Source organism: Allotabrizicola aquatica (SeqCode) (assembly GCF_965194375.1).
Classification (GTDB): domain Bacteria; phylum Pseudomonadota; class Alphaproteobacteria; order Rhodobacterales; family Rhodobacteraceae; genus Tabrizicola_A; species Tabrizicola_A aquatica.
This window is the reverse complement of record NZ_CBDAEL010000005.1, coordinates 1-23,386: the sequence shown is the minus strand read 5'-3', so window position 1 is coordinate 23,386 and position 23,386 is coordinate 1. Positions and strand designations below refer to the sequence as shown.

The 23,386-nt window shown below is 62.2% G+C and carries 27 protein-coding genes and 1 tRNA gene; 17 read left to right on the top strand and 11 right to left on the bottom strand.

The window, feature by feature from the left end:
* Positions 1-2: 2 nt before the first annotated feature.
* From AC72UB_RS08550 to AC72UB_RS08540, 3 genes are all read right to left on the bottom strand, one after another.
* On the bottom strand, positions 3-482 hold the full coding sequence (locus AC72UB_RS08550; protein WP_505189390.1) for a MarR family winged helix-turn-helix transcriptional regulator: 480 nt from the start codon (positions 480-482) through the stop codon (positions 3-5).
* Positions 479-2,038, bottom strand: coding sequence for a phytoene desaturase family protein (locus AC72UB_RS08545; protein ID WP_505189389.1), 1,560 nt, complete (start codon positions 2,036-2,038; stop codon positions 479-481). The genes AC72UB_RS08550 and AC72UB_RS08545 overlap by 4 nt, the downstream gene beginning before the upstream one ends.
* A 76-nt stretch (positions 2,039-2,114) precedes the next feature.
* The gene (locus AC72UB_RS08540; protein ID WP_505189388.1) at positions 2,115-2,906 is read right to left on the bottom strand and encodes a cyclase family protein; all 792 of its coding nucleotides are present in this window, start codon (positions 2,904-2,906) and stop codon (positions 2,115-2,117) included.
* 106 nt (positions 2,907-3,012) lie between these two features.
* Between AC72UB_RS08540 and AC72UB_RS08535 the strand changes: the two genes are divergently transcribed.
* From AC72UB_RS08535 to AC72UB_RS08510, 6 genes are all read left to right on the top strand, one after another.
* Entirely contained in the window at positions 3,013-4,581 is a 1,569-nt protein-coding gene (locus tag AC72UB_RS08535) for a phytoene desaturase family protein (RefSeq protein ID WP_505189387.1), read from the top strand.
* Between the two features lie 45 nt (positions 4,582-4,626).
* Positions 4,627-6,147: an ABC transporter substrate-binding protein gene (locus AC72UB_RS08530; protein ID WP_505189386.1), complete on the top strand. Its 1,521-nt coding sequence runs from the start codon at positions 4,627-4,629 to the stop codon at positions 6,145-6,147.
* Between the two features lie 144 nt (positions 6,148-6,291).
* Positions 6,292-7,302 carry an ABC transporter permease gene (locus tag AC72UB_RS08525; protein WP_505189385.1) on the top strand — a complete coding sequence of 337 codons (1,011 nt, stop codon included), beginning with the start codon at positions 6,292-6,294 and terminating at the stop codon, positions 7,300-7,302.
* Positions 7,295-8,146 carry an ABC transporter permease gene (locus AC72UB_RS08520; protein WP_505189384.1) on the top strand — a complete coding sequence of 284 codons (852 nt, stop codon included), beginning with the start codon at positions 7,295-7,297 and terminating at the stop codon, positions 8,144-8,146. The genes AC72UB_RS08525 and AC72UB_RS08520 overlap by 8 nt, the downstream gene beginning before the upstream one ends.
* The gene (locus AC72UB_RS08515) at positions 8,143-9,015 is read left to right on the top strand and encodes an ABC transporter ATP-binding protein (RefSeq protein ID WP_505189383.1); all 873 of its coding nucleotides are present in this window, start codon (positions 8,143-8,145) and stop codon (positions 9,013-9,015) included. The genes AC72UB_RS08520 and AC72UB_RS08515 overlap by 4 nt, the downstream gene beginning before the upstream one ends.
* Positions 8,990-9,808, top strand: a complete 819-nt coding sequence (locus AC72UB_RS08510; RefSeq protein ID WP_505189382.1) for an ATP-binding cassette domain-containing protein — start codon at positions 8,990-8,992, stop codon at positions 9,806-9,808. Before AC72UB_RS08515 ends, AC72UB_RS08510 begins: the two co-directional genes overlap by 26 nt.
* 93 nt (positions 9,809-9,901) lie before the next feature.
* Here AC72UB_RS08510 and AC72UB_RS08505 read toward each other — a convergent pair whose 3' ends face one another.
* Positions 9,902-11,263 (bottom strand): phosphohexomutase domain-containing protein, encoded by a 1,362-nt coding sequence (locus AC72UB_RS08505; protein ID WP_505189381.1) that lies wholly within the window; start codon positions 11,261-11,263, stop codon positions 9,902-9,904.
* A 107-nt stretch (positions 11,264-11,370) separates the two neighbouring features.
* Between AC72UB_RS08505 and hisB the strand changes: the two genes are divergently transcribed.
* Together hisB and hisH are read left to right on the top strand one after the other, a co-directional pair.
* Positions 11,371-11,958 carry an imidazoleglycerol-phosphate dehydratase HisB gene (gene hisB, locus AC72UB_RS08500; RefSeq protein WP_505189380.1) on the top strand — a complete coding sequence of 196 codons (588 nt, stop codon included), beginning with the start codon at positions 11,371-11,373 and terminating at the stop codon, positions 11,956-11,958.
* A 69-nt stretch (positions 11,959-12,027) separates the two neighbouring features.
* Positions 12,028-12,666, top strand: coding sequence for an imidazole glycerol phosphate synthase subunit HisH (gene hisH / locus AC72UB_RS08495; RefSeq protein ID WP_463289078.1), 639 nt, complete (start codon positions 12,028-12,030; stop codon positions 12,664-12,666).
* 144 nt (positions 12,667-12,810) lie between these two features.
* Here the strand turns inward: hisH and AC72UB_RS08490 are convergent, their stop codons facing one another.
* The 3 genes from AC72UB_RS08490 to AC72UB_RS08480 all read right to left on the bottom strand — a co-directional run bounded on the left by AC72UB_RS08490 (position 12,811) and on the right by AC72UB_RS08480 (position 14,368).
* Entirely contained in the window at positions 12,811-13,047 is a 237-nt protein-coding gene (locus AC72UB_RS08490; protein WP_505189379.1) for an Ada metal-binding domain-containing protein, read from the bottom strand.
* Positions 13,035-13,913, bottom strand: a complete 879-nt coding sequence (locus AC72UB_RS08485; RefSeq protein ID WP_505189378.1) for a DMT family transporter — start codon at positions 13,911-13,913, stop codon at positions 13,035-13,037. Before AC72UB_RS08485 ends, AC72UB_RS08490 begins: the two co-directional genes overlap by 13 nt.
* Before the next feature lie 65 nt (positions 13,914-13,978).
* Positions 13,979-14,368 carry a DUF2147 domain-containing protein gene (locus AC72UB_RS08480; RefSeq protein ID WP_505189377.1) on the bottom strand — a complete coding sequence of 130 codons (390 nt, stop codon included), beginning with the start codon at positions 14,366-14,368 and terminating at the stop codon, positions 13,979-13,981.
* A 141-nt stretch (positions 14,369-14,509) separates the two neighbouring features.
* On the opposite strand from AC72UB_RS08480, the gene hisA reads away from it, so the two are divergent.
* The gene (gene hisA / locus AC72UB_RS08475; RefSeq protein ID WP_505189376.1) at positions 14,510-15,229 is read left to right on the top strand and encodes a 1-(5-phosphoribosyl)-5-[(5-phosphoribosylamino)methylideneamino]imidazole-4-carboxamide isomerase; all 720 of its coding nucleotides are present in this window, start codon (positions 14,510-14,512) and stop codon (positions 15,227-15,229) included.
* On the opposite strand, the gene AC72UB_RS08470 is transcribed toward hisA, so the two are convergent.
* The gene (locus AC72UB_RS08470; protein ID WP_505189375.1) at positions 15,226-16,146 is read right to left on the bottom strand and encodes a hypothetical protein; all 921 of its coding nucleotides are present in this window, start codon (positions 16,144-16,146) and stop codon (positions 15,226-15,228) included. The genes hisA and AC72UB_RS08470 overlap by 4 nt on opposite strands.
* Positions 16,147-16,293: 147 nt before the next feature.
* Between AC72UB_RS08470 and hisF the strand changes: the two genes are divergently transcribed.
* From hisF to AC72UB_RS08455, 3 genes are read left to right on the top strand one after another with little or no spacing between them, the layout of a single operon-like run.
* Positions 16,294-17,055, top strand: coding sequence for an imidazole glycerol phosphate synthase subunit HisF (gene hisF, locus AC72UB_RS08465; RefSeq protein ID WP_505189374.1), 762 nt, complete (start codon positions 16,294-16,296; stop codon positions 17,053-17,055).
* Positions 17,052-17,363, top strand: coding sequence for a phosphoribosyl-ATP diphosphatase (locus tag AC72UB_RS08460; RefSeq protein WP_505189373.1), 312 nt, complete (start codon positions 17,052-17,054; stop codon positions 17,361-17,363). The genes hisF and AC72UB_RS08460 overlap by 4 nt, the downstream gene beginning before the upstream one ends.
* A gap of 24 nt (positions 17,364-17,387) precedes the next feature.
* On the top strand, positions 17,388-17,675 hold the full coding sequence (locus tag AC72UB_RS08455; RefSeq protein WP_505189372.1) for a DUF6958 family protein: 288 nt from the start codon (positions 17,388-17,390) through the stop codon (positions 17,673-17,675).
* A 27-nt stretch (positions 17,676-17,702) separates the two neighbouring features.
* Here the strand turns inward: AC72UB_RS08455 and AC72UB_RS08450 are convergent, their stop codons facing one another.
* The gene (locus AC72UB_RS08450) at positions 17,703-18,113 is read right to left on the bottom strand and encodes a CoA-binding protein (protein ID WP_505189371.1); all 411 of its coding nucleotides are present in this window, start codon (positions 18,111-18,113) and stop codon (positions 17,703-17,705) included.
* Between the two features lie 162 nt (positions 18,114-18,275).
* Positions 18,276-19,055 (bottom strand): 23S rRNA (guanosine(2251)-2'-O)-methyltransferase RlmB, encoded by a 780-nt coding sequence (gene rlmB, locus AC72UB_RS08445; RefSeq protein ID WP_505189370.1) that lies wholly within the window; start codon positions 19,053-19,055, stop codon positions 18,276-18,278.
* A gap of 170 nt (positions 19,056-19,225) precedes the next feature.
* Between rlmB and AC72UB_RS08440 the strand changes: the two genes are divergently transcribed.
* The 3 genes from AC72UB_RS08440 to AC72UB_RS08430 all read left to right on the top strand — a co-directional run bounded on the left by AC72UB_RS08440 (position 19,226) and on the right by AC72UB_RS08430 (position 21,304).
* A tRNA-Tyr gene (locus tag AC72UB_RS08440) sits at positions 19,226-19,309 on the top strand.
* 98 nt (positions 19,310-19,407) lie between these two features.
* Positions 19,408-20,199, top strand: a complete 792-nt coding sequence (locus AC72UB_RS08435; protein WP_505189369.1) for a dimethylarginine dimethylaminohydrolase — start codon at positions 19,408-19,410, stop codon at positions 20,197-20,199.
* Between the two features lie 103 nt (positions 20,200-20,302).
* Positions 20,303-21,304 carry a GT-B fold glycosyltransferase domain-containing protein gene (locus tag AC72UB_RS08430; RefSeq protein ID WP_505189368.1) on the top strand — a complete coding sequence of 334 codons (1,002 nt, stop codon included), beginning with the start codon at positions 20,303-20,305 and terminating at the stop codon, positions 21,302-21,304.
* Here the strand turns inward: AC72UB_RS08430 and AC72UB_RS08425 are convergent, their stop codons facing one another.
* A complete protein-coding gene (locus AC72UB_RS08425; RefSeq protein ID WP_505189367.1) occupies positions 21,305-21,898 on the bottom strand; it encodes a LysE family translocator in 594 nt (197 codons plus the stop codon).
* Between the two features lie 126 nt (positions 21,899-22,024).
* On the opposite strand from AC72UB_RS08425, the gene AC72UB_RS08420 reads away from it, so the two are divergent.
* Entirely contained in the window at positions 22,025-22,558 is a 534-nt protein-coding gene (locus tag AC72UB_RS08420; RefSeq protein WP_505189366.1) for a hypothetical protein, read from the top strand.
* A gap of 148 nt (positions 22,559-22,706) precedes the next feature.
* A complete protein-coding gene (locus AC72UB_RS08415; protein ID WP_505189365.1) occupies positions 22,707-23,222 on the top strand; it encodes a hypothetical protein in 516 nt (171 codons plus the stop codon).
* Positions 23,223-23,386 lie beyond the last annotated feature (164 nt).

Genomic DNA, 23,386 nt, shown 5'->3' with positions numbered 1-23,386 from the left:
GGTCAGATCTCATGCTTTCGGATATTGGCCAGCATCTTCTGCAAGGTGCTGACAAAGGCGCGGCGTTCATCTTCGGGAATGCCGCGAAACATGCGGGCTTGGGCCTCAGCCATATGGGGCCAAAGCGTCTCGAAGACCCCCCGCCCGGCCTCGGTGATGTAAACCCGCGTGGCGCGGCTGTCTTGCGGATCAGCCTCGCGGCGGATCAGCCCATCGGCATCCAGCTGGTCCAGCGCGCGGCTGAGCGTGGATTGCTCGGTCACGGTATAGACCGCCAATTCGCGAATGAGCGGCCCCTCGACCACCGACAGAACCGACAGCGCCCGCGCCTTGGGGGTGGTCAGGCCCAGATCGGCCATCTCATCGCGCAGCCGCGCATTATAGCGCCCCATGATGCGGTTCATCAGATAGGGGGCGAAATTGGTCAGGCCCAATTCGCCCAACCGGACCAGCACCTTGGGAAGAGCGGATTGATCGGTCATGCGCCCAGCCTCTTGGCCGCGTTAAAGCCCGATCCCCCGCCCAGACCGGGGCCGGGATGGGTGGAGGCGCCAATCTGGATAAGGCCCCACACTGCGCTTGTCCCATTGGTCGAATGGGCAAAGGGCCGCCAGATGAAGAACTGGTCCATGCCGCACTGCCCGCCGTAAGGGTCGCCGCCGACAAGGTTGCAATTCATCTCTTCCAGATCGGCCGGAGAATAGGCCCGGCGCACGATCTTGATGGCGTCGAAATTGCGGATATGGCGGCGCAGGATGGCTTCCAGCCGGTCAGCAAAGGCCTCACGCGCCGTGGCCCAATCGCGCGCCGTAATCTCGCCCGCCGCATCGCCCTTGATGACGCGCGGCGCATCGGGGATTTGCAGCCAAAGCACTGCCTTGCCCTCGGGCGCGCGGGTGGGGTCCAGCCGGTGGGGCTGACCAACGCAGATCGTCGGGGTTTCGGGAAACAGCCCCCGCTCGGCCTCATTGGCCGATTTCGACACCGCGTCTATGCCATCTGACAGATGGATCAGCGCCACGTCCTCAAGTCCCGGCGCGATCCACTCGGGCTGACCCGACAGCGCGTAATGCAGTTGGAAATTGCCGCGCCCATGGCGGAACTGCTTGGCCGCCGCCCTGTCCTCGGGCAGGTTCACGTCCTTCAACAGGCGGCCATAAAGCTGCCCCGGCGTGACCGAAGCCAGAACCGACGGGGCTGCGATCTCTTCACCGCCCTTGAGGCGCACCCCGCGCACCCGGCCATCGCGCACCAGAATTTCATCCACATCCGCATTGACGCGCATCTGCCCGCCCTGCGCGGTGATCAGGCTTTCAAAGGCCCGCACGGCCGCGCCAGACCCGCCCTTGATGATCGGCGCTCCTGCCGCCTCAACGGCAAAGGCAATCACCTTGCCCATCTGGCCCGAATAGGTGCTTTCGGGCGTCAGGCCGCAGTGCAGCACCCAAGGTGCCCAAAGCGCATGCACCAGCGGAGATTGATAGGTGGTCTCAAGCCAACCGCGCGCAGGGGTCAGGGCCGAGCCCATCCACGCCGCAAGACCGCGCAGACCGCGCTTCCTTACCTGCCCGAACATCAGCTTGGCCGTCGGCCATGACCACAGATTGCCGCCCAAAAGCGCAAAGAGAAACGGCGCGTCTGCCAGAACGCCCCCCACATCACGGGCATGGGCTGCGCCGTCACCGGGGGCCAGCGCCTCCCATGCGGCGATGTTGGCAGCCTGATCGGTGGTGCAAACCAAGGCGTCGCCATTCGGGCGCAGCACCGCCGTTGGGTGCGCCGTGTGGCAGTATTCCATCCCATGGGCCGCCAGATCCGGCCCAAGCGCCGCCCCAGCGGGCGAGGTCATGAACAAGACCCAGGTCGCTGCCATCACATCATGGGTAAAGCCCGGCGCGGTCGCCTGCTCAGTGCGCAGCGCGCCGCCAAAGCGGTTGTTGCGCTCCAAAACCAGCACGCGCCGACCCTTCTTGGCCAGCATCGCCGCCGCAACCAGCCCGTTGATCCCGGACCCGATGATGATGTGGTCAAAGGCCATGCTGCCCCGTGCAGATAAAAGGTTTCGCAAGGTGGGCGAGACCGCCCACCCTGCCCGTTCGCGTCACGCGCTGCGATCAGCCGCGTGGCACCAGCGCCAGCGCCCGAATGGGCGAACCGGTGCCGCTCTTGATCTTCAAGGGGGCGGCAATCAGGATCGCGCCCTTGGCAGGCAGCTTGTCCAGATTGGCCAGCGAGGCCAGACCATAGCAGTTGTGCTTGTGCAAAAGGTTGTGCGCCGGGAAGGGCGGCGTCATGCCACCGGCTTGGCCCGCATCGGTGCCGATGCACTGGCTGCCCCAGCCGACAATGCCCTTGGACAAGAGATACTCGATCACCTCGGCGGTTGGGCCGGGGGTGTGCGGGCCGGTCTCGTTGGAATTGAGGAACAGGTTTTCATCGTGCGCGCGCTTGTCCCAGTCGGACCGCAGCACAACCCATTCACCCGCCTTGATCGCGCCGTGCTTGGCCTCCCAAGCCTTCACATGGTCGATGGTCAGCAGGAAATCGGGGTTCTCGCCACATTCCTTGGCGAAATCCAAGACGTTGACCGGGGCCACAAGACGCTGCACCGGCAGGGTGTCGGTGTATCCATCGGCATAGTCCTTGCCGGTGATCCAGTGGTGCGGCGCGTCGAAATGGGTGCCCGAATGCTCGCCCAGTTCCAGCCAGTTCCAAGCCCAGAAAGGACCGTCCTTGTCATATTCGGAAATGCGGTGAATCTTGATCGGCGGGGTGTCCTTGGCGAAATCTGGCGGCAGTTTCAGCAAGGGCGTCTCTGGCCCGAGCACGCCCGAGCAATCCACCACCTCAACCCCACCCGAAGCCAGCATGCCGGCAAGGCTGGCAAGCACATTTGCAGCAGTCATCGTCATCTCCCTATTGGTGGGGCGCATCTACGCCCCTCACGATTCAGCCTAGACAGAATTGGATGCGTTTGCAAATATCCTCTCATCACGGGGGGATTGGAACTCCATGGCGGACAGATTTGACGCGGTGCTGATCGGTGCTGGCCACAATACGTTGGCCTGTGCACTGCAGCTTGCCCGGAAGGGCTGGCGCGTGGGTCTGTTCGAAGCCGCACCTGTGGCGGGTGGCGCGGTGAAAACAGGCGAATACACCCTGCCCGGCTTTCGTCATGACTGGGCCGCGATGAACCTGTCGCTGTTCGCAGGCAGCGCCTTTTTCAAGGAAAACGCCGCCGAACTCGCCCAGCATGGCGCGGAATTCGTGCCTGTAAACAAGCCCTTTGCCTCGGCCTTCCCGAACGGGCGCTGGTGCGGCGTGACCACTGACATGGCCGCGACCACGGCGCAGATCGCCAGTTTTTCACAGCGTGACGCCGAGACGTGGGGCGAATTGCTCGCGGGCTTTGCGGCCGAGGCCCCGCATCTCTTTGGCCTTTTGGGCAGCCCGATGGGGTTTCGTGCGCTTGCATATTTTATGTTCAAAACACTGCGCGCCAAAGGGGTGGCGGGCACGCTCGACATGGCGCAGTTCCTGACCCGCTCGCCGCGCGACTGGCTAGGCCGCACCTTCGAATCGCCTGAGGTGCAGGCGATGCTTGGGGCTTGGGGCATGCATCTGGATTTCGCGCCCGACATCTCGGGCGGGGCGCTTTTCCCCTATCTGGAAGGCATGGCAGGCCAAGCCTTCGGTATGGCCATTGGCAAGGGCGGGGCCGACACTATTGTTCGTGCGCTTGTCGGCGCGATTGAGGCGCGTGGCGGGGTGGTTGAATGCAACGCGCCTGTTGCGCGCATCCTGCATGACGGCCAGCGCGCCAGCGGGATCGAGCTGGCCGATGGCCGCAAGATCACCGCCACCCGCGCGGTGATTGCCGGGGTCGCACCCTCGGCCCTGCCGCGCCTGACCGGGGGCATCACCCCGGCCTTTGACCGCGCCATGACCGGCTTTGTACATGCGCCCGGCACGATGATGATTCACCTCGCGCTGGACAGCCTGCCCGATTGGGCGGCGGGGCCCGAGTTGAAATCCTTCGCCTATGTCCATCTCGCCCCCAGCCTTGACCAGATGGCGCGCACCTATGCCCAAGCCCGCGCCGGGCTGTTGCCCGATGAGCCGATCCTTGTGGTCGGCCAGCCCACCGTGTTCGACCCCAGCCGCGCGCCGCAGGGCAAGCATGTGCTTTGGGTTCAGGTCCGCATGGCCCCCGGCACCATTTTGGGCGATGCCAAGGGCGAGATTGCCGCGACCGATTGGGCAGAGGCGGCCGAACCCTTTGCCCAGCGCGCGCTGCAGATCCTTGAACGTTATGCCCCGGGCACAGGTGCGAAAATCCTTGCCAGCCGCGTTGTTACCCCGAATGATCTCGAAGCTGACAACCCCAATCTTGTCGGCGGAGATCAGGTCTGCGGCTCGCACCATCTGGCGCAGAACTTTCTGTTCCGTCCCGCGCGCGGCCATGCGGATGGATCAACCCCGCTGAAACAGCTGCACCTGACAGGCGCCGCTGTTTGGCCCGGGGCGGGCACAGGGGCGGGGTCTGGCACCATGCTGGCGGCAAAACTGGCAGGCAAGTAACGAATAAAAAAGACAAAAAACGAAACTCAACCAACAGGAAGCACCATGAAACTCTCACGACGTTCCCTTCTGCAAATCTCAGCCGCCACGGTCGCGGCGGGGGCCTTTGGCCTGCCCGCCCGCGCCCAAGCGATTGAAGAACTGGTCATCGCCTATAACGTCAACCTGCCCTCTTGGGACCCGACTGTCGGCCCTTCGGCAGTGAACCCCACCATTCAGGGCATCTATCAGTCGGTTTTTGACCAATACATCCTGCAACAGCCTGACCTGAAGCCCGCCCCCGGCCTGCTGACCGAATGGGGCTGGAACGATGACAAGACCCAGGTTTGGATGACCGTCCGCGAGGGCGTCACCTGGCATGACGGCAGCCCCTTCACCGCCGAAGATGTGGCGTGGAGCCTTGCCCGCGTGGCCAACCCTGAAACCGGCTCGCCCATTCAGTTCGTCTGGGGCACGCTGGCCAACCACCGGGTTGAGGGCAACAAGGTCATCGCCGATGTGACCCAGTTCGACCCCACCATCTTCAAGTGGATGTACTTCCTGACCGGCTATGTCCTGCCCAAGGCCTATTACGAAAAGGTCGGCGCAGAGGGCTTTGAGGCCGCGCCCATCGGCACCGGCCCCTATATGGTTGAAAAGTTCGAGCGCAACGCTTTCGTGCGGCTGAAGGCCAACGAAAACTACTGGGGTGGTGCGCCCGAGTTCAAGACCGTGACGATCAAGTTCGTCACCGACGCCGCGGCCCGCGTGGCCGAAGTCGAATCGGGCAACTCGCATGTCACGCTGGAAGTGCCTTACGAGGAATACGACCGCCTGAAGGCCACCATGACCGGCGTGGCGGCACCGATCTCGGACATCGGGATGATCTTCCTGAACGACATCGACGTGATGCTTGACCCGAACGTGCGCAAGGCTGCAGCCCATGCCATCGACAAGCAGGCGATCATTGATCGGCTTCTGGGCGGTTATGGTGTGAAGATCGACACGCTGCAGACCGCGGAATACGACGCCTATGACGCCTCGATCACCGTGCCTTATGATGAGGCCAAGGCGATTGAGCTTCTGGCTGCTTCGGGCTTTGGTCCGGACAATCCGGTGAAGTTCAAGATCCAGACCACCAAGGGCTTTAAGCCTAAGGATTACGAAATGGTCCAAGCCATCGTTGGGCTGTGGCGCAAGGTGGGGATCGAGGCCGAGATCGAGATCTACGAGATCGCCAAGCACTATGAGCTGCGCGGGGCGGACACTCTGGCACCGGCCGCCTTCTACAACTGGGGCAACTCGGTGGGCGACCCTACGACCTCGACCGGCTTTGCCATGTTCGGCCCCTCGCCCCACTCGGTTTGGGATGGCGAGGATCTGATCGGCATGATCGGCCCCCTGTGGGGTGAGCAGGATGAGGCCAAGCGCATCGAAGGTTGGAAAGCGGTGGACCGCTTTGTGGCTGAGAACGCGCTGGTCATCCCCTTGCTGCAATATGTCCAGCCGGTCTTGGCCGCGCCGGGCGTGGTGGTGACCCCGCATGCTTCGGGCTCCTTGTTGCCGCATCTGATGAAGCGGGCGTAAGCCCAGACCCGTCGCCTTTGCGAAAAGGCCGGGGGGCTTTGCGCCCCCCGGACCCCCCGCAGGATATTTGGGCCGCATTGAAGGCCGCGTCAGGGTTCGCCTTGGCGGGGACCTTTGGCGGCGAACGCAGGCAAGTCACCCCAGATGCAGTTGTTCCGCGCCTTTCTGTTGCGCCTTGTGACCACGGCCATCACCCTGATCGGGGTGGCGGTGATTGTGTTTTTCGTCATTCGCATCGTGCCGGGCAACCCGATTGCCATGATGCTGCCGCCCGGGGCGACCGAAGCGGACATCGCGCGGTTGACCGAGCGCTATGGGTTGGACGCATCAATCCCCGAGCAGTTTCTGATCTGGTGTCAGGGTGTGCTGCAGGGGGATTTCGGCACGTCGATCACCACCAATCAGCCGGTGCTGAGCCTTGTTTTGGGACGTCTGCCGGCCACGCTGGAGTTGTCGATCATGGCCTTGGTCATGGCCGCCATTATGGGGGGCGCCTTGGCGCTGACCGGCACGCGACAGCGCGGCACCAAGGTGGAGGCGGGGATTGATGTGGCCAATGGCATGGCGCTGTCGGTGCCGGATTTTCTGTGGGGCTTGGTGTTAATCCTGCTCTTTGGTGTCTTGTGGCCGGTGTTCCACATCTCGGGCCGGGTGACGCCCAGCCTTGAGTTGCCCTTCATCACCGATTTCTACCTGTTAGAAAGCCTTGTGCGCCTGCGCTTTGATCTCTGGGCCGATATCGTCAGCCATATGTTCCTGCCCGCCCTTGCGCTCGCCATTCCTTTGGCGGCGATCATCGGCCAGTTGTTGAAGCAAAGCCTGAAGGAAACCATGCATCTCGATTATGTGACGCTGGCGCGCACCAAGGGCTATGGCGAGACCCATGTCATCACCCGCGAGGCGTTGCCCAATGCCATTTTGCCGACGCTGACGCTGGTGGGGGTGCAGTTCACCTTTCTGATCGGGGGCACCGTGATTATCGAGCGGCTGTTTTCCTATGAGGGCTTGGGCAATATGGCGATTGATGCGGTGATCAACCGCGACCTGCCGCTGATCCAAGGGATCGTGATCTTGTTTGCCGTGATCTTTACGGCGGTGAACCTGATTGTCGATCTGTCCTATGCCCTGCTGAACCCGCGGTTGCGTCATGGCTGATGCACGCGCCCACATCCGCCGCCGCGCCGGCTTGCGTCTGTGGCTTTCAGCCACATGGTTGGGGCTTTTGGTGCTGGGGGCCGTTTTGGCGCCGTGGATCGCGCCGCAGGATCCTTTGGCGCAAGACCTGTTTCTGGGCCGCTTGCCGCCGTTTTGGGTGCTTGGCACCGAGCCGGGTTATTACCTTGGCACCGACAGCCTTGGCCGCGATGTGCTCAGCCGCATTCTGCATGGCGCGCGCGTCGCGCTGATCGTGGCGCTGGTGGCGGGCACCCTGACCTGTCTGATCGGCGCGACCTTGGGCCTTTTGGCCGGGTTCCTGCGCGGCTGGGTTGATGTCGTAATCAGCCGCGCGATTGACATCTGGATGGCCTTTCCGCCGGTTCTGTTCTCGATCTTGTTGATCGCGGTCATGGGTCCGGGCCTGTGGTCGATCATCATCGCGATTGTCGTCATCGACTGGACGCGCTTTGCCCGCGTGGTGCGCGCCGAGGCGATGGCGCAAGGAGCCATGGATTATGTCGCCTCGGCGCAAGTGGCCGGGCGCAGGCGCCTCTCGACCATGGTCACCGAAATCTTGCCCAATGTGCTGCCGACCATTGTGGTCTTGTTGACGCTGGAAATGGGCATCGCGGTGATCGTAGAGGCCATCTTGTCCTTTGTGAACCTGTCCATTTCGACCGATGACCCAACTTGGGGCGGGATGATTGCCGAAGGCCGCACCTCGATTCATCAAGCCTGGTGGGTGCTGATTTTCCCGCTCGTCACGCTGTTCCTGACGGTGCTGTCGTTTTCCCAACTTGGCGAAGGGTTGAAGGACCGTTTCGATCCGGTGCTGAGATGAGCTATCTGGTGATCAAGGGCCTGTCGGCCCGGCTGAAAGGCACCACCTTTCCCATTCTGCGCAATGTTTCGCTGACCGTGGGCGCGGGCGAGGTCCATGGGCTCGTCGGTGAAAGCGGGGCTGGCAAGTCGATGATCGGCAAGGCGGTTCTGGGCATCTTGCCAAGCTCGATCGAGATCACCCACGGCGCGATTGAACTTGATGGCGTGGACCTTCTTTCCCTCCCCCCCGCCGAACGCCGCCGCCGGATCGGCGCAACCGCCGCGCTGATCCCGCAAGACCCGCTGACCGCGCTGAACCCCTCGCGCCGGATCGGGCCGCAGATCACCAACCGGCTGGTCGACATCCTGCGGTGGCCGCGCGCTGAGGCCGAGGCCCGGGCGCGCGCGTTGTTGGCTGAGGTGCAGATCCCCGACCCCGAACGCGTCATGCGCGCCTATCCACATGAGCTGTCAGGCGGCATGCGCCAGCGCATCCTCATCGCCTCGGCCTTTGCCGCCGAACCCAAGCTGATCGTCGCGGATGAGCCGACGACGGCGCTGGATGTGACGGTGCAAAAGCAGATTCTGAAACTGATCGCCGATTTGCAGGCCCGCCATGGCACGGCGCTGTTGTTTGTCACCCATGACCTTGGGGTGGTCTCTAAGGTTTGCCAGTCGCTCTCGGTTCTCTATGGCGGGATGGTGGTGGAAAGCACCAAGGTGCGCGATTTCTTCCGCGAACCGGCGCATGGGTATTCCCGCGCGCTCCTCGCCGCCACGCCGAGATACACCGACCCCGACGCGAGCCTTACCCCGGTGCCCGAGGCGGTTATTGCCGCCGTGCAGGCCGAAGTGGCCGCCCATGACCGGAGCCACCGCCATGGCTGACCTTTATCAGATCGAAAACCTGCATCTGTCGCTGCCCGACATGACGCGCAAGCCCCTGTTGGGGCCCGCACCCCGGCTTGAAATCCTCAAAGGGCTAAGCTTCACCCTGCCCAAGGGCGAGATTTTGGGCATTGTCGGCGGCTCAGGCTCGGGCAAGTCGACGCTTGGCCGCGCCATGGTGCGGCTTTTGGAGCCGACGGGCGGGCATGTGCGCTTTGACGGCCAAGACATCACCCATCTGGATGAGGCGACCTTGCGCCCCCTGCGCCGCCGCTTTCAGATGATCTTTCAAGACCCGATGTCCAGCCTCAATCCGCGCCACCGCGTCGGCCAGATCATCGCCGCCCCCTTGTCGCTGCATGGCTTTGACGGGGTTGAGGGGAAGATGCTGGATGCGCTGGATCATGTCGGTCTGCCGCGCCATTTCGCGGCCCGCTTCCCGCATGAGCTGTCAGGCGGCCAGCGCCAGCGCGTCGGCATCGCCCGCGCCATCGCGCTGCGGCCTGATTTCATTCTGGCAGATGAGATTGTTTCGGGCTTGGATGTGTCCTCGCAGGCGCAGGTGCTGAATCTCTTGGAAAATCTCGTCAAGGAACTGGGCCTGACGCTCGCCTTCATCAGCCATGATCTGAGCGTGATCCGCCGCCTGTGCAGCCGGGTCTTGGTGCTTCATCGCGGTGAAATCGTCGAAAACGCGCCAACGGCAGAGGTGTTCAACGCCCCCAAGGCCGCCTACACGCGCGAGCTTTTGGACGCGATCCCGCTGCCGGATCCCGATCAGGTCTGGGCCTAAAGCAGGTCGCGACATTATGCAGCTTTTGCGCGCCCGATGGCGGCCATGTCGTCGGCCCTGCCATATCACCGCAGGCATCCCAGCGCCGTGCAGTTAGCCTGCGATAAAGGCCGATAACTCGTCAACCTTCAGCGCCACAAGTGCTGCGTCGCCGCCAAGGTCGGCCCGCGCCTCGACGTTCAGCCGCAGCAAGGGCTCGGTGTTTGACGCGCGAAGGTTGAACCGCCACGCCCCCATGTCAAAGCTGTGGCCGTCCAGATGGTCCACATCCTCGGCCTGCGCGCCATAGCTGTAGGCGATCTTGGCGATGATCTTTTTCGTATCCGCCACTTTGAAATTCACCTCGCCCGACGATGGATAAGCCGCCCGCCGCGCCGCCAAAAGCTGCGACAGGCTTGGCCCCGTCCGCCCCATCAATTCGGCGACCAAAAGCCATGGGATCATGCCAGAATCACAGCACATGAAATCGCGGAAATAGTGATGCGCCGACATCTCGCCGCCATAGACCGCGCCATGCTCGCGCATCGCGGCCTTCAGATAGGCATGGCCCGTCGGGGCCATCACCGCCCGGCCCCCAGCCCGCGCCACCACGTCCTGAGTGTTCCAGATTACCCTTGGGTCATGCACAATCGACGCCCCCGGCTCTTTGGCCAGAAACACCTCGGCCAAAAGGCCAACAACATATTCCCCCGCCACAAAGGCTCCGGTTTCGTCAAAGAGAAAACAGCGGTCGAAATCGCCGTCCCAAGCAACGCCCAGATCGGCCCCATGCGTGCGCACGGCCTCGGCCGTCACCGGTTGGTTTTCGGGCAAAAGCGGGTTTGGGATGCCATTAGGGAAACGGCCATCCGGCGCGTGGTGCAACCGAATGAACTCCAAAGGCGCGCCCGCCGCCGCCAATGCAGCCGCCAGTGCGTCAAAGGTCGGCCCCGCAGCCCCGTTGCCTGCGTTCACCACCACCCGCAACGGCCGCAGTGCCGTCACATCGACAAAGGACATCACCCGCGCCACATACTCGGTCCGCGTGTCCACAGGGGTCAGAACACCCTGCCCCGCCGCGCCGAACGCACCTGCCTCTGCCCGCGCCCGCACCGCAGCGAAAACCGGTGCCGACAACGGCTTTGCCCTCGGTCCCACCAGCTTCATGCCGTTGTAATCCATCGGATTGTGGCTGGCCGTCACCTCAATGCCCGCATCCGCGCCCAGATGGTCGGTGGCAAAATACATCTCCTCTGTGCCGCACAGGCCCAGAAACAGCACCTCCGCCCCGGCCGCCCTCAGCCCCTCCGCTGCCGCCGCCGCCAATTCCTCGGAAGAGGCGCGCGGATCATGGCCCAAGACCACCCGGCGCGCGCCCAATTCCTCGGCAAAGGCCCGCGCGATGGTGCGCACGATATCGGGGGTCAACTCATCACCCAGCCGCCCCCGTATGTCATAGGCCTTGAAACACTGCATCCCACATCCCCGGTGCCTTGAACTGAAGGTCATCTAGTCGCGGGATCAAAGGCTTTGCAAGCCCGCCCCCGCAGCCTATAAGGCAGCCATCCGAGACGGAGAGCCCCATGCGTAAGGCCGAGATCACCCGCAAGACCCATGAAACCGCGATTGAGGTCGCGGTGAACCTCGATGGCACCGGCCAGTCCGCCTGCCAGACGGGCGTGGGCTTTTTCGACCATATGCTTGACCAACTCGCCCGCCATTCGCTGATCGACATCACGCTGAAGGCCAAGGGCGATCTGCACATCGACGACCACCACACGGTGGAAGATTGCGGCATTGCCCTGGGCCAAGCCTTGGCCCGCGCGCTGGGTGACAAAAAGGGCATCCGCCGCTATGGCCACTTTCGTCTCGCGATGGACGACACGCAAGTCGCCTGCGCGCTGGATCTGTCCGCGCGGCCCTTTTTGGTTTGGAACCTGCCCTTCCACACCCCCAAGATCGGCACCTTCGACACCGAGCTTGTGCGCGAGTTCTTCCAAGCCCTCGCCACCCATGGCGGCATCACGCTCCATGTTGATCTGATTCACGGTTTCAACAGCCACCACATCGCGGAGGCCGCTTTCAAAGCGGTCGCCCGGTCGCTGCGCGAAGCGGTGGAGCCTGATCCTCGCATGGCTGGCGTGCTGCCCTCGACCAAGGGCGCGCTCTAGCCTTTCATCTTGGCCCAAATACTCCCGCCGGAGGCATCCGACAGGACCACACGCACCAAGGGTTCAGATATGCTCACCGTCCTCGTCGATTATGACAGCGGCAACCTTCACTCCGCCGAAAAAGCCTTTCAGCGCATGGCGGTGGAAACCGGGGCGGGGGATATCCTTGTCTCCTCGCGCCCCGAGGATGTGGCCCGCGCCGACCGGATCGTGCTGCCCGGTGACGGCGCGTTTCCCGCCTGCCGCAAGGCGCTTGGGGCCTATGGTGGGCTCTTTGAGGCGATCGAGGAGGCCATCACCACCCGCGCCCGCCCCTTCCTTGGCATCTGCGTGGGCATGCAGATGATGGCCACTTGGGGCCGCGAGTATGAGGATACCAAGGGTTTTGACTGGATCCCCGGCGAGGTGGTGAAGATCACCCCGGCCAACCCTGCACTGAAAGTGCCGCATATGGGCTGGAACGATCTGGTGATTGATCATGCACACCCGGTGCTGAACGGCATCCAGACTGGCGATCACGCTTATTTCGTGCATTCGTACCACTTCAAGGTCGCCAACCCGGCCCACCGGCTGGCCCATTGTGACTATGCCGGTGACATCACCGCCATCATCGGTCGTGACACCATGGTGGGCATGCAGTTTCACCCCGAGAAATCACAAGCGCTCGGCCTGCGTCTCATTGGCAATTTCCTGACATGGACACCCTAATCGCGCGCTGAAAACAGGGTTCTGACACACCTGTTCCGTCGCCTTTGGTTGTGCGACGCGGCTAATGTGGTCTTGACGCCAGATGGCAGCTTCTGTGCCCCCCAAGACATTGGCGCTTTGTCACGGCTTTTTGCACAGCCAGTCTCAGCGCTCCACCCCGCCGCCGCAGCGTTTGCAGGCGCGAAAGCCACAAGATTCAGCCTCTTGCACCGTTCCAAACAGCCGCAGATTTTCCCGCAAAGGCGTGCGGGCCGGGCAACCTGCGCGGCAATGAATGCCGGTTGAGGCAACGGCGTAAATCAACCCCTCTCCGCCCCTCCGCGCGGCAAAGGCGACCCATTCCGCATCATCTGCCGCCCTGCCCCCGCCTAGCCGCGCCATTTGGACAGCCTTCCGTCAATCGCCAACAGGCCCAGTAGAATGAGCGCCAGCCCGATGAGGTGATGCATCAAGATTGCTTCTTGCAAAACCAAGGCCCCCAATCCCAACGCCGAGGCCGGAATAAGCAAGGTTACCAAAGACAGCATGGTCGCCCCGGCGCGTGCCAACAGCCGGAAATACAAAACATAGGCCAGCGCCGTCGACATGGTGGCCAAAGCAGCAAGCGCCAAAACTGGGGCCAATGCCGGGGCGTCCGCCTGCCAAGGACGGTCAATCCCCAGCCAAAACGGAAAGACCAAAAGGCTTGACGAGGCCAGCATCCCAAAGGCCACCTGCATCGGCGCAAGCCCCATGGCCTTGAACCGCCGCCCCCAGACCCCGGCAAACCCATAAGACACCGCGGCCCCAAGACAGGCCAGAATAGCCCAAAAATGCCCCGCCGTGTCACCGCCTGCAATCACCGATACCCCAAGAAACCCCAACAGGAGCCCCGCGGCCTTGCTGGCGCTCAGCCGTTCATCGCGGGTGAATTGATGGGCGACAATCACCGTCCAAAGCGGGGTCGTGGCATTCAGGATCGACGCAAGCCCCGCCGTGATCTGGCCTTGCGCCAGCACAAACAGGGTAAAGGGCACGGCGTTGTTCAAGATCCCCATGACCAGCAACGCCGCCCAAGCCGCCTGACCACTTGGGAATCCGGGCCCGACCACGGCCAACCACAGGCCCAAGACAGCCGCCGCGCCCGCGACCCGCGCCCAGACAATGGTAAGGACCGGAAACCCGGTCAAAGCCACTTCGATAAATAAAAACGATCCCCCCCATAAAATGGAAAGGATCGCCAAAGTCGCCCAGTTTTTCGCAGTCATACCAGCCTCCACCCGTCCCCCAGGACTAGCCGAAGCCAAAGGCTGATACGACCCGAAACCTGCGCTTAGTTCACCCGCGTCCAGGTGCCGCCATCGCGGCAAATCCCAAGAACACAGCCGCGCACGGCAAGCGTGTCTCCGTTCAACGTCATGTCCGAGTTGTAGGTCTTGTCACGATCCGGCGACCAGACCTTGCCGTCGTCATAAAGCCCGTCCGGATAAGCCACCATGTCCCAAACGATCTTTTTGCCGACATTGGGGCTGTCCATCTCTTTGCCCGCCCCGTCAAAGGCCTTGACCAAGGTGCCGCAAATCGTAGCGCCACAGGTTTCGATCTTCACATGGCCAAAATTGCCGTTGTCGTCGGGTTTGGTCTTCCATATGCCATGCACCGGATCGGCAAAGGCCGTCCCTGCCATCACAACCATCGCCGCAGCCAGCATCAGTTTTTTCATCACATCCTCCCTCCCTGAAAGGTTGCGCCATCTTTTGTCGCAAAGCGGGCGTCTGTCCAGCATGACGTGAGGTCGCCAATCGGGCCTTGGCATTTGGCGCGCGCGCCCCTAATGCAACGCCATCAAAATCGGAGCGCTGCGATGATCCTTTACCCCGCCATCGACCTGAAAGACGGCCAGTGCGTGCGGCTTTTGCGCGGTGAGATGTCGGCAGCCACGGTGTTTGGCGATGATCCGGCCGCGCAGGCGCTGAAATTTCAGGCCGCAGGCTGCGAATGGCTGCATCTGGTTGATCTGAACGGCGCCTTTGCCGGGGTGCCAGTGAATGGCGCGGCGGTTGAGGCGATCTTGCAGGCAGTCAAAGTGCCCGCCCAGCTGGGCGGCGGCATCCGCGACATGGCCACTATCGCGATGTGGCTGGAAAAGGGCCTCTCGCGCGTGATCCTTGGCACGGTGGCGGTGGAGAACCCGGCCCTTGTCCGTGAAGCTGCCCGCGCCTTTCCCGGCAAGGTGGCCGTGGGCATTGACGCCCGCAAGGGGTATGTGGCCACCAAAGGCTGGGCCACCGAAACCACGGTGCAGGCCACTGACCTTGCCCGCAGTTTTGCAGACGCTGGCGTGGCTGCGATCATCTACACCGACATTGACCGCGACGGCGCCATGCAGGGCCCCAACATCGAGGCGACCGAGGCGCTGGCCCGAGCGGTGTCGATCCCCGTCATCGCCAGCGGAGGGGTCAGCCGGATGGACGATCTGACCGCGCTGCGCGACACTGGGGTGATCGCGGGCGCGATTTCGGGCCGCGCACTTTATGATGGGGCGATTGATCTGGCGGCGGCGCTTGTGGCGCTGCGCGCTTAGCGCGGCGCGCGTGCCGCCTGCCACAGCAGCCATAGCCACAGGCCCAACCCCACCGCCCCAGTGACAAGGGCCACGGGCACATTCGCCGCAACCGGTCCAAAGACCTGCCACCCCGGCACGACCAGCATCGCAACCGTCAAAGGCATCAGCAAGAACAGCCCATGCCGCCAGAGGGGCGCGGCGGGGCCAAAGGAAACCGGCTCACCCGAACGACCCAGCCTTCGCAGGATCCATGCCGTCGTGAGGATCATCGCCGGACAGGCGAGAACCACGACGGAGCCGGTCAAGACCCCACGCACCAGCCAGAGGATCAAAAGCGCCACCGGGGCTGCCCACAGGATCAGGGGTAAAGGGCGATCAAGCGGGCCCAGCCTGTCCAGCGCGACATGGGCTGCAACAACCGGCAGGGCAAGGCCGAAAAGATAGGGCAGCGCCACCTCATAACCCGGCATCACAGGCCGCTCATTGGGCCAGTATAGACCCCAAATCGCCCCCAGAAGGCCAAGGGCCAAAAGACCAATGAGATGCACAGCCACATGACCGCGCGCCAAGTGGCGCGGGAGCGCAAACACCAAAAGCCCTGTCACAACCCCATGCCAAGCCAAAGGCGTCCAGACGATCTGCGCCGGAAAGGCGTCATACATCGTGTCGACGATCACGCCTTCGATGCCAAAGCCCAAAACCGCGCCGCCCAGAAAGGCCGCACGCCAGCCACCAATGCCGGCCCAGAGCAACACCGACAAGGCCGCAGCCGCAACCAGCGAATAGGCGGCCCATGTGACCCCCCACTCAATCAGCTTCAACGGCTCTTGCGGCACCGTCCAGAACAGGTTTTCCGACCCCCAGAGTGCGATCATGCCCAAAGACAGCGCGGCAGCGCCATAGCGCAGGCCCGGTCTTGAACTTGGCTGCGGCATGGCAAACCCCTGACTGAACGGGTCAATTCTTGCAGGCAATCGGACACGGCGAAAGCGCGCGCTCAGGCATCGGCAGGAAAAAGCCCGCTGGCCAGCCGGGCCGGCACCGCTTATGTAGGGCGCATTGCCCGCAAGGACGCTTGGCCCATGCTGAAAACCCGCCTCATCCCCTGCCTTGATGTCGCCGATGGCCGCGTGGTCAAGGGTGTGAACTTCGTCAACCTGATTGACGCGGGTGACCCGGTGGAGGCTGCGCGCGCCTATGACGCGGCGGGGGCGGATGAGCTCTGTTTTCTCGACATTCACGCCACCCATGAAAATCGCGGCACGATGTTTGATCTGGTGACCCGCACCGCCGAGCAATGCTTCATGCCCCTCACCGTCGGCGGCGGCGTGCGGACGCATCACGACGTGCGCGCCCTTTTGCTGGCTGGGGCTGACAAGGTGTCGTTCAACTCTGCCGCCGTCGCCAACCCCGATGTGGTGGCCGAGGCGGCGGATCGGTTCGGCTCGCAATGCATTGTCGTGGCGATTGACGCCAAAACCGTTAGCCCCGGAAAATGGGAGATTTTCACCCATGGCGGGCGCAAACCCACGGGCATTGATGCGGTGGAGTTCGCCCGCACAGTCGCGGCCAAGGGCGCGGGCGAGATCCTGCTGACCTCGATGGACCGCGACGGCACCAAGGGCGGCTATAACCTGCCGCTGACCCGCGCCATCGCGGATGCGGTGACGGTCCCCGTGATTGCATCAGGTGGGGTCGGCACGCTGGATCACCTTGTCGAAGGCGTGACCGAAGGCCACGCCAGCGCGGTTCTGGCCGCGTCGATCTTTCATTTCGGCACATATTCCATCGGTCAGGCCAAAGCCCATATGGCCGCCGCCGGCATTCCCATGAGGCTGACATGACCGCATTAAACCGACTGGCCGCCACCATTCAGGCCCGCAAAGGGGCTGATCCCGAAAGCTCGTGGACGGCGAAACTCTTGTCCAAAGGCCCGGAAAAATGCGCCGAGAAATTCGGCGAAGAGGCGGTGGAGGCGATCATCGAGGCGGTCAAGGGCGAACGTGAGAAGCTGACCGCTGAGGCCGCAGATGTGCTCTATCACCTGCTGGTGATGCTGGCCGCGCGCGATGTGACGCTCGATCAGGTGCTGGCGGAACTGGAACGCCGCGAGGGGACCTCGGGCCTTGCCGAAAAGGCCGCCCGCAGTTAGCGTTTCCGACTTTGGGAGGCACATATGACCCAAATCGACATTGAAAACGTTGGCCAGCCCGGAAAGACCTACCGCGTTGATGCGGTGAAATTCGCCGAGATGAAACGCGCCGTCTTAGCCATCTTGCCCAAGAGCGCCCCAGGTTTGACGCCCGCCGAGGTGATCGAGGCCGTAAAGCCGTTGCTCGATCAAACCCTCTTCCCCGGCGGCGACACCGCGGGCTGGTGGGTCAAATCAGTTCAACTGGACCTTGAGGCGAAAAAGATCATCACCCGCGGGCCCAAGGCCCCGGTGCGGCTGTGGCGGCTTTAGCCGCGAGTTTCTGATCCGGAAATCAGCCTAAAGCCCCAGACGCGGAATTTCGATGGCCGGGCAGCGGTTCATCACCACTTCCATCCCTGCCGCTTTGGCCTTTGCGGCGGCGTCGGGGTTCTCAATGCCCAGTTGCATCCAAATCACCTTTGCCCCCGAGGCAATCGCCTCCTCCACCACAGGCCCCACCTCCTCGGATCGGCGGAAGATGTCGACCATATCGACCGGCCCCACCTCGGCCAGCGAGGCGCGCACCACCTCGCCCAGACCGCTGTCCTCACCGGCTTGGCCGGGATTGACCGGGATCACCCGATAGCCCCGTGCGGCGAGATAGGCGGCAACCCGGTGGCTGGGCCGGTCGGGCTTTGGCGACCAGCCGACAAGGGCGATGGTTTTGACATCGGTCAGAATGCGGGCAATCCGGGCGTCATCGGTCATCTTCATCCTCCAAAAGAAAAGCGCCCAAGGACAAGCCCCGGGCGCAAGGTGTGGAACGAGGGACAGTTGACAGACGAAACCGGGGTTCCAGGCCCGCTTTCTGTCTTTACAGATGGGAAGCCTGTCCCGCCGTTAAAGACCCCTCGCATCTTTGTGATCCTTTTAGCGCGTGCTGGCCGCATAAAGGCTGACCGCGGCGGCGTTTGACACGTTCAGGCTGCCAAAGCCCCCGGCATAGGGAATGCGGGCAATAACATCGCAGGTCTCGCGGGTGCGCTCGCGCAGGCCCGGGCCTTCGGCCCCCATGACCAGCGCCAAAGGCCGCCCCTTGGTGGAGGCCAGCGCTTCGACCAAGGGCACATCGCCCTCGCCATCCAAACCAACAAGCGTGTAGCCCATCGCCTTCAGCTCAACCATCGCATCGGCCAGATTGGTGACCTTCAGATAGGGCTGCCGTTCCAGCGCGCCACTTGCGGTTTTGGCCAAAGCCCCGGTTTCGGGTGCTGAATGGTGGCGGGGTGCAATCACCGCGCGCGCGCCGAACACCTCGGCGGACCGCAGGATGGCGCCCACGTTGTGCGGGTCTGTCACCCGGTCCAACAGAACCAAAAGCGGCTCTCCCGCCCCCGAGATCGCCAGATCCTCAAGCTTGCCCCAGTTCAAGGGTCGCACCTCAAGCGCTGCGCCCTGATGGACCGAGCCTTCGTCAATCGGCACGTCAAAGCGGCGCGGGTCAACGATTTCGGGCGCAATGCCCGCCTCGGCCACGGCTTCTTCCAGCTTGTCAAAGGCGTTCTTGGTCACCACCAGCCGCAGCTTTTCGCGCGCAGGGTTCACCAGCGCATCGCGCACCGCGTGCAAACCAAACAGCCAGACGGTTTCCTTTGCCTCAGCCTTTCGGCCGCGTTCCTTGTCCACCACCCAATCCGGTTTTCTCGCCATCGCCCTGCCCTTTCGTGCTGGCCCATGCTCTGGCCAGAAGCGTTGGTTTTGGCAAGCGCCAAATCATGCCGAAGCCTTTGCCATCCGTGACTTGCCGCCCGATAATTCACGCAAAGCGCCCGTTTGGCATATTGACGCCCCCCATCGCCTTCGGTAATCACGCCGCCAGTGGGCGATATGCTACAAGGTGTGGCAGCGGACTGTAACTCCGCCGAGGCGACTCATGCCTGGTTCGATTCCAGGATCGCCCACCATCTTTGCCGTCACAAGCGGTGCGAAAAACCAGCCTTCGGGCTGGTTTTTTCGTTTGATGCGTGATGGATTGCGCGGGCAAACTTTTGAAAGCCCCGACATGCGCTCTTACAGCTTCACCCATGCCATCACCCGCCAGCCCCCCGCCTCGGCCATTCATGGCCTGCGCGCGGTCGACACCGGCGCACCCGATTTGGCGCAGATGCGCGCCGATCACGCCGATTACATCGCGGCGTTGAAATCAACCGGGGCGGTTGTGGTGGAACTGCCCGCGCTTGAGGCCTTTCCCGACAGCCTTTTTGTCGAGGACACCGCCCTGTGCCTGCCCGAGGGCGCGGTGGTGATGCGGCCCGGCGCGCCGTCGCGCCTAGGGGAGGCGGCAGAAATGGCTCCGCATCTGCGCGCGCTTTATGGCGATGTGCGGGCGGTGACGGGGGCGGAGAATTTCATCGAGGCGGGCGACATCCTGACGACAGAGACCGAGATTCTCGTTGGCCGATCGGCGCGCACCAATGCGGGCGGGGTGGCAGAGCTGGCCGAGATCGTGGCCGATTGGGGCTACCGCCTGCGCGAGGTCTTTACCCCACCGGGGGTTTTGCATTTCAAAACCGACTGTTCGCTTTTAGACGCCGAGACCATTCTGGCCACCGAACGGCTGGACGCCTCGGGCTGTTTCAAAGGCTCTCGGGTGATCCACACCGTGCCGGGCGAAGAGGCCTGCGCCAATGCCATTCGATTTAACGATCTGGTGCTCTTTCCAGCCGGTTTCCCGCGCACCCGGGACAAGCTGGTGGCGGCAGGCTTTAACCTGCGCGAGATTGGCAATTCGGAATGTGCAAAGCTCGACGGCGGCATGTCCTGCCTGTCCTTGCGCTTTAGCCCCAGCGCCTGAAGCATCCCCCGGCCCCGATAGCATAGACTGGCAAGCGGGGCCGGGCTTTCTATTCTGACCTTATCTTTCTATAGTCGCGCCATATTTCAGGCATTGTTTCCAAATGATTGACAGCCAACCACTCCGCGCCGCCTTTAATGTGCTGGCCATCGTGCAAGATGGCAGGCTCGCCTATGAGGCGCTCTTGCTGCTCGCTTCGTTCAAGGCCAACACTCCCGACTTTCAAGGCAAGGTGTTCTTGGCCGAACCCCAGCCCGGCAAACGCTGGAACCGCGATCCACGGCTGAAATCGGACGGCATCCGCGAGATGCTGGAAAGCATGGGCGCGACGTTTTTGCCGTTTGAAAACAAGGTTTTTGGCCAAAGCTACCCGCATGGCAACAAGATTGAAGCTTTGGCCGCCCTGCCCGATCAGCCGTTCCTGTTTCTAGACACCGACACCTTGATCTTGGGCGATCTTGGGCGGGTGCCTTTCGACTTTACCCGCCCCTCCGCCTCGATGCGGCGCGAGGGGACCTGGCCAGAGCCGCAGCTTTACAACGGGGGCTACGCCGAAATCTGGGGCGCGCTTTATGATCGCTTTGGCCTAGACATGGCTAGCTCCCTCGACCCATCCCAACCGCAGGACTATTGGCAGCGCTATCTTTACTTTAACGCGGGCTGGTTCTTCCACCAAAGCCCCAAGGTCTTTGGTGAGCATTTTCTCAGCTATGCGCGGTCCATCCGCGACAACATCCCCCCCGCACTGGCCGCGCAGTCGCTGGACCCCTGGCTCGACCAGATCGCGCTGCCCTTGGTCATTCACGCTTTGGGCGGTGGCAGGCCGGGGCCAGAGCTTGGCGGTCTGGATGGTGACATCACCTGCCATTATCGCAACCTGCCCCTGCTCTACGCCCGCGAAAGTGACCGCGTGGTAGATGTCTTGGAAGAGGTGGCGGGACAGAAAGAGCTGCGCCGTCTGTTGCGTGACTATGAACCGGCGCGGCTGATGATCTATCAAAACCGGGGCCGCAAGGCGCGCGAGATGTTTGACCGCGCCGATTTGCCCCGGCGTGAACAGGCCATTCGGGCGGCTTTGAAAAGGGCCGACCTCTGGCTGCGCTGATCAGATCCGCAGAACCGGGATCAGGCTGACCACCAAAAGCGCGGCCATGGTCCAGTTGAACGCACGCAGTCGCTCGGGGGATTGCAGCCAGTGGCGCACCACTTCGCCCAAGGTGGCCCAAAGGCTGACCGAGGGCAGATTGACGGCGGCAAAGACCACCGCAATCGTCAGAACCGCACCAAAGCCCCCATCGCCCGCATAGGCGCTGATCGCACCCATCGCCATCGCCCAAGCCTTAGGGTTAACCCATTGAAAGGCCGCCGCTTGCAAATAGGTAAAGGGCTTGCCCCCCGCCACACCAGGACGCGGCGCTGCAGCATGCGCGATCTTCCACGCAAGCCACAGCATGTAGATCACCGACACGACTTTCAGCACCACAATCGCCTCTGGCACCGCGCGAAACAGCCCTGACAGGCCAAGCCCGGTCATCAAGACCAAGAACGCATGCCCGGTGCAGACCCCCAAGATGTGCGGGATGGTCCGGCGCAGGCCAAAGTTCACCCCGCTGGCCAAGAGCATCATGTTGTTCGGACCCGGCGTGACCGAGGTGGCGAAGGTAAACCCCAGAAGGGCCAGAAGAAGATCAGGCGTCATGGCGCGACAATAGCGCCAAACACGGCGAAACCCAGCCCAAAACGCCTGGCCGGACCCAGATGACAGTGCGGCGAAATAATGTTAAAAATCAAACCAAATTAAGACTTTGTTCCTTTGGAGAGTGTCATGTTGATTGAAGCTACCAGCCAGACCGTCGCAGGCATGGTTTATGTGTTAACCGGAAACGATGATCTGAATGTTGGCAGCGGCGTGACGCTGATCTCGCTGACCTCGGACGCCATTCTCGCCAACTCTGGCCAGCACCAGATCACCTTGTCGGGCGTGGTGATGGCCCATGATGATGCGATTAACACCATCGGCTGCGAGGAGGCTCAGACCATTGTTATTCAAGCCGGCGGCGTTCTGCTGGCTGGCTACACCGGCGCTGAGGAAGACGGCGACGGGGTCATCTTGGATGGCATCGGATCGACACTCCTGAACCACGGCACCATCATTGCCAACGGATCTGGCCTCTCGCTCTTTGTTCGCGATGCGGGAACAACGACCGTCACCAACACTGGGTTTATCAGCGGTGAAAAGTATGGGGTTTGGAACAAACACGGAAAATACATGAATCCGCCTTATTTTTTGATATATTGGCATAAAGACTCTAGATGTAGGTGGGAAACGTATGGGGAATCGTTATGGCCACTCACCTAGAGAAGAGAAGAAGGCTTTGGTATGCAGTCCTAGATGTACCAACAGCCAGCGCCAAGTGATAGGTAAGAAGAGGTTTGTTCAGTCTCTAGGCACAGACTCCCTCTCTGTAGCCAAGATAAAGGTTCTGCCTGTCATCCATAGTTGGAAGATGCTGATTGAAGAGGCCAAAAGCGGCAAGACAGGATCAGCACAATGGAGAAACTGGATAGAGGTAGGACGTAAAGCAGGCTCTCCAGAGTGGGAAATTCAAGAAGCAGCTTTCAGCCTAGCTGTGGAAATGGATGAGGATGGGGATAAGACTGCATTTGTTTCTTACCTTGTAGCCACTGGGCAAGCTGTCCTGCTGTCTGAACACCTACAGCCATTTCTTGATGACTTGCGTACCCGGCAAAGTGGTCAAACGATTGAGAACAAAGCCCGTCACGTCAGAGCCTTCCTGTCGGTGTTCAAGTTCGCTGATGACGTCACAGAAGATAGCTTAGGGGATTTTGTAGGCACACACCTTGCTCACCTAGCTGCTGGGACACAGACAAACCATCTTTCGTCATTCAAGATGTTCTGGCGTTATTTGGGTAAGAAGAAGCTAGTCCCCAGAAGCCTAGAGATGTTCAAGGAGATCGTCGCGGGGATCACACCACCCCATGCCAACGAGGAGAACTACTGAGCTACTCCCCGAAAATCGGACAGTGACGGAAGCTACGATCTGACGTCTGCTGGTCTCCAAGAACGAGGAGATCAGAACATGAAGAAACGCAGGAACCATGACGCGGCGTTCAAGGCGCGTGTTGCGTTAGAGGCGCTGAAAGGCGAGCGCACAGTGTCGGAGCT

Bases quoted from the DNA above. Each gene is read 5' to 3' on its own strand.
- rlmB (WP_505189370.1), bottom strand. From the start codon at position 19,055: ATGGCGAGAAAACCGGATTGGGTGGTGGACAAGGAACGCGGCCGAAAG.
- AC72UB_RS08530 (WP_505189386.1), top strand. From the start codon at position 4,627: ATGAAACTCTCACGACGTTCCCTTCTGCAAATCTCAGCCGCCACGGTC.
- AC72UB_RS08420 (WP_505189366.1), top strand. From the start codon at position 22,025: ATGTTGATTGAAGCTACCAGCCAGACCGTCGCAGGCATGGTTTATGTG.
- AC72UB_RS08515 (WP_505189383.1), top strand. From the start codon at position 8,143: ATGAGCTATCTGGTGATCAAGGGCCTGTCGGCCCGGCTGAAAGGCACC.
- hisB (WP_505189380.1), top strand. From the start codon at position 11,371: ATGCGTAAGGCCGAGATCACCCGCAAGACCCATGAAACCGCGATTGAG.
- AC72UB_RS08545 (WP_505189389.1), bottom strand. From the start codon at position 2,038: ATGGCCTTTGACCACATCATCATCGGGTCCGGGATCAACGGGCTGGTT.
- AC72UB_RS08430 (WP_505189368.1), top strand. From the start codon at position 20,303: ATGATTGACAGCCAACCACTCCGCGCCGCCTTTAATGTGCTGGCCATC.
- hisH (WP_463289078.1), top strand. From the start codon at position 12,028: ATGCTCACCGTCCTCGTCGATTATGACAGCGGCAACCTTCACTCCGCC.
- AC72UB_RS08425 (WP_505189367.1), bottom strand. From the start codon at position 21,898: ATGACGCCTGATCTTCTTCTGGCCCTTCTGGGGTTTACCTTCGCCACC.
- AC72UB_RS08490 (WP_505189379.1), bottom strand. From the start codon at position 13,047: ATGGCGCGGCTAGGCGGGGGCAGGGCGGCAGATGATGCGGAATGGGTC.
- AC72UB_RS08540 (WP_505189388.1), bottom strand. From the start codon at position 2,906: ATGACTGCTGCAAATGTGCTTGCCAGCCTTGCCGGCATGCTGGCTTCG.
- AC72UB_RS08450 (WP_505189371.1), bottom strand. From the start codon at position 18,113: ATGACCGATGACGCCCGGATTGCCCGCATTCTGACCGATGTCAAAACC.
- AC72UB_RS08485 (WP_505189378.1), bottom strand. From the start codon at position 13,913: ATGACTGCGAAAAACTGGGCGACTTTGGCGATCCTTTCCATTTTATGG.
- AC72UB_RS08480 (WP_505189377.1), bottom strand. From the start codon at position 14,368: ATGAAAAAACTGATGCTGGCTGCGGCGATGGTTGTGATGGCAGGGACG.
- AC72UB_RS08520 (WP_505189384.1), top strand. From the start codon at position 7,295: ATGGCTGATGCACGCGCCCACATCCGCCGCCGCGCCGGCTTGCGTCTG.
- AC72UB_RS08535 (WP_505189387.1), top strand. From the start codon at position 3,013: ATGGCGGACAGATTTGACGCGGTGCTGATCGGTGCTGGCCACAATACG.
- AC72UB_RS08435 (WP_505189369.1), top strand. From the start codon at position 19,408: ATGCGCTCTTACAGCTTCACCCATGCCATCACCCGCCAGCCCCCCGCC.
- AC72UB_RS08460 (WP_505189373.1), top strand. From the start codon at position 17,052: ATGACCGCATTAAACCGACTGGCCGCCACCATTCAGGCCCGCAAAGGG.
- AC72UB_RS08525 (WP_505189385.1), top strand. From the start codon at position 6,292: ATGCAGTTGTTCCGCGCCTTTCTGTTGCGCCTTGTGACCACGGCCATC.
- AC72UB_RS08455 (WP_505189372.1), top strand. From the start codon at position 17,388: ATGACCCAAATCGACATTGAAAACGTTGGCCAGCCCGGAAAGACCTAC.
- AC72UB_RS08470 (WP_505189375.1), bottom strand. From the start codon at position 16,146: ATGCCGCAGCCAAGTTCAAGACCGGGCCTGCGCTATGGCGCTGCCGCG.
- hisA (WP_505189376.1), top strand. From the start codon at position 14,510: ATGATCCTTTACCCCGCCATCGACCTGAAAGACGGCCAGTGCGTGCGG.
- AC72UB_RS08550 (WP_505189390.1), bottom strand. From the start codon at position 482: ATGACCGATCAATCCGCTCTTCCCAAGGTGCTGGTCCGGTTGGGCGAA.
- AC72UB_RS08510 (WP_505189382.1), top strand. From the start codon at position 8,990: ATGACCGGAGCCACCGCCATGGCTGACCTTTATCAGATCGAAAACCTG.
- hisF (WP_505189374.1), top strand. From the start codon at position 16,294: ATGCTGAAAACCCGCCTCATCCCCTGCCTTGATGTCGCCGATGGCCGC.
- AC72UB_RS08415 (WP_505189365.1), top strand. From the start codon at position 22,707: ATGCTGATTGAAGAGGCCAAAAGCGGCAAGACAGGATCAGCACAATGG.
- AC72UB_RS08505 (WP_505189381.1), bottom strand. From the start codon at position 11,263: ATGCAGTGTTTCAAGGCCTATGACATACGGGGGCGGCTGGGTGATGAG.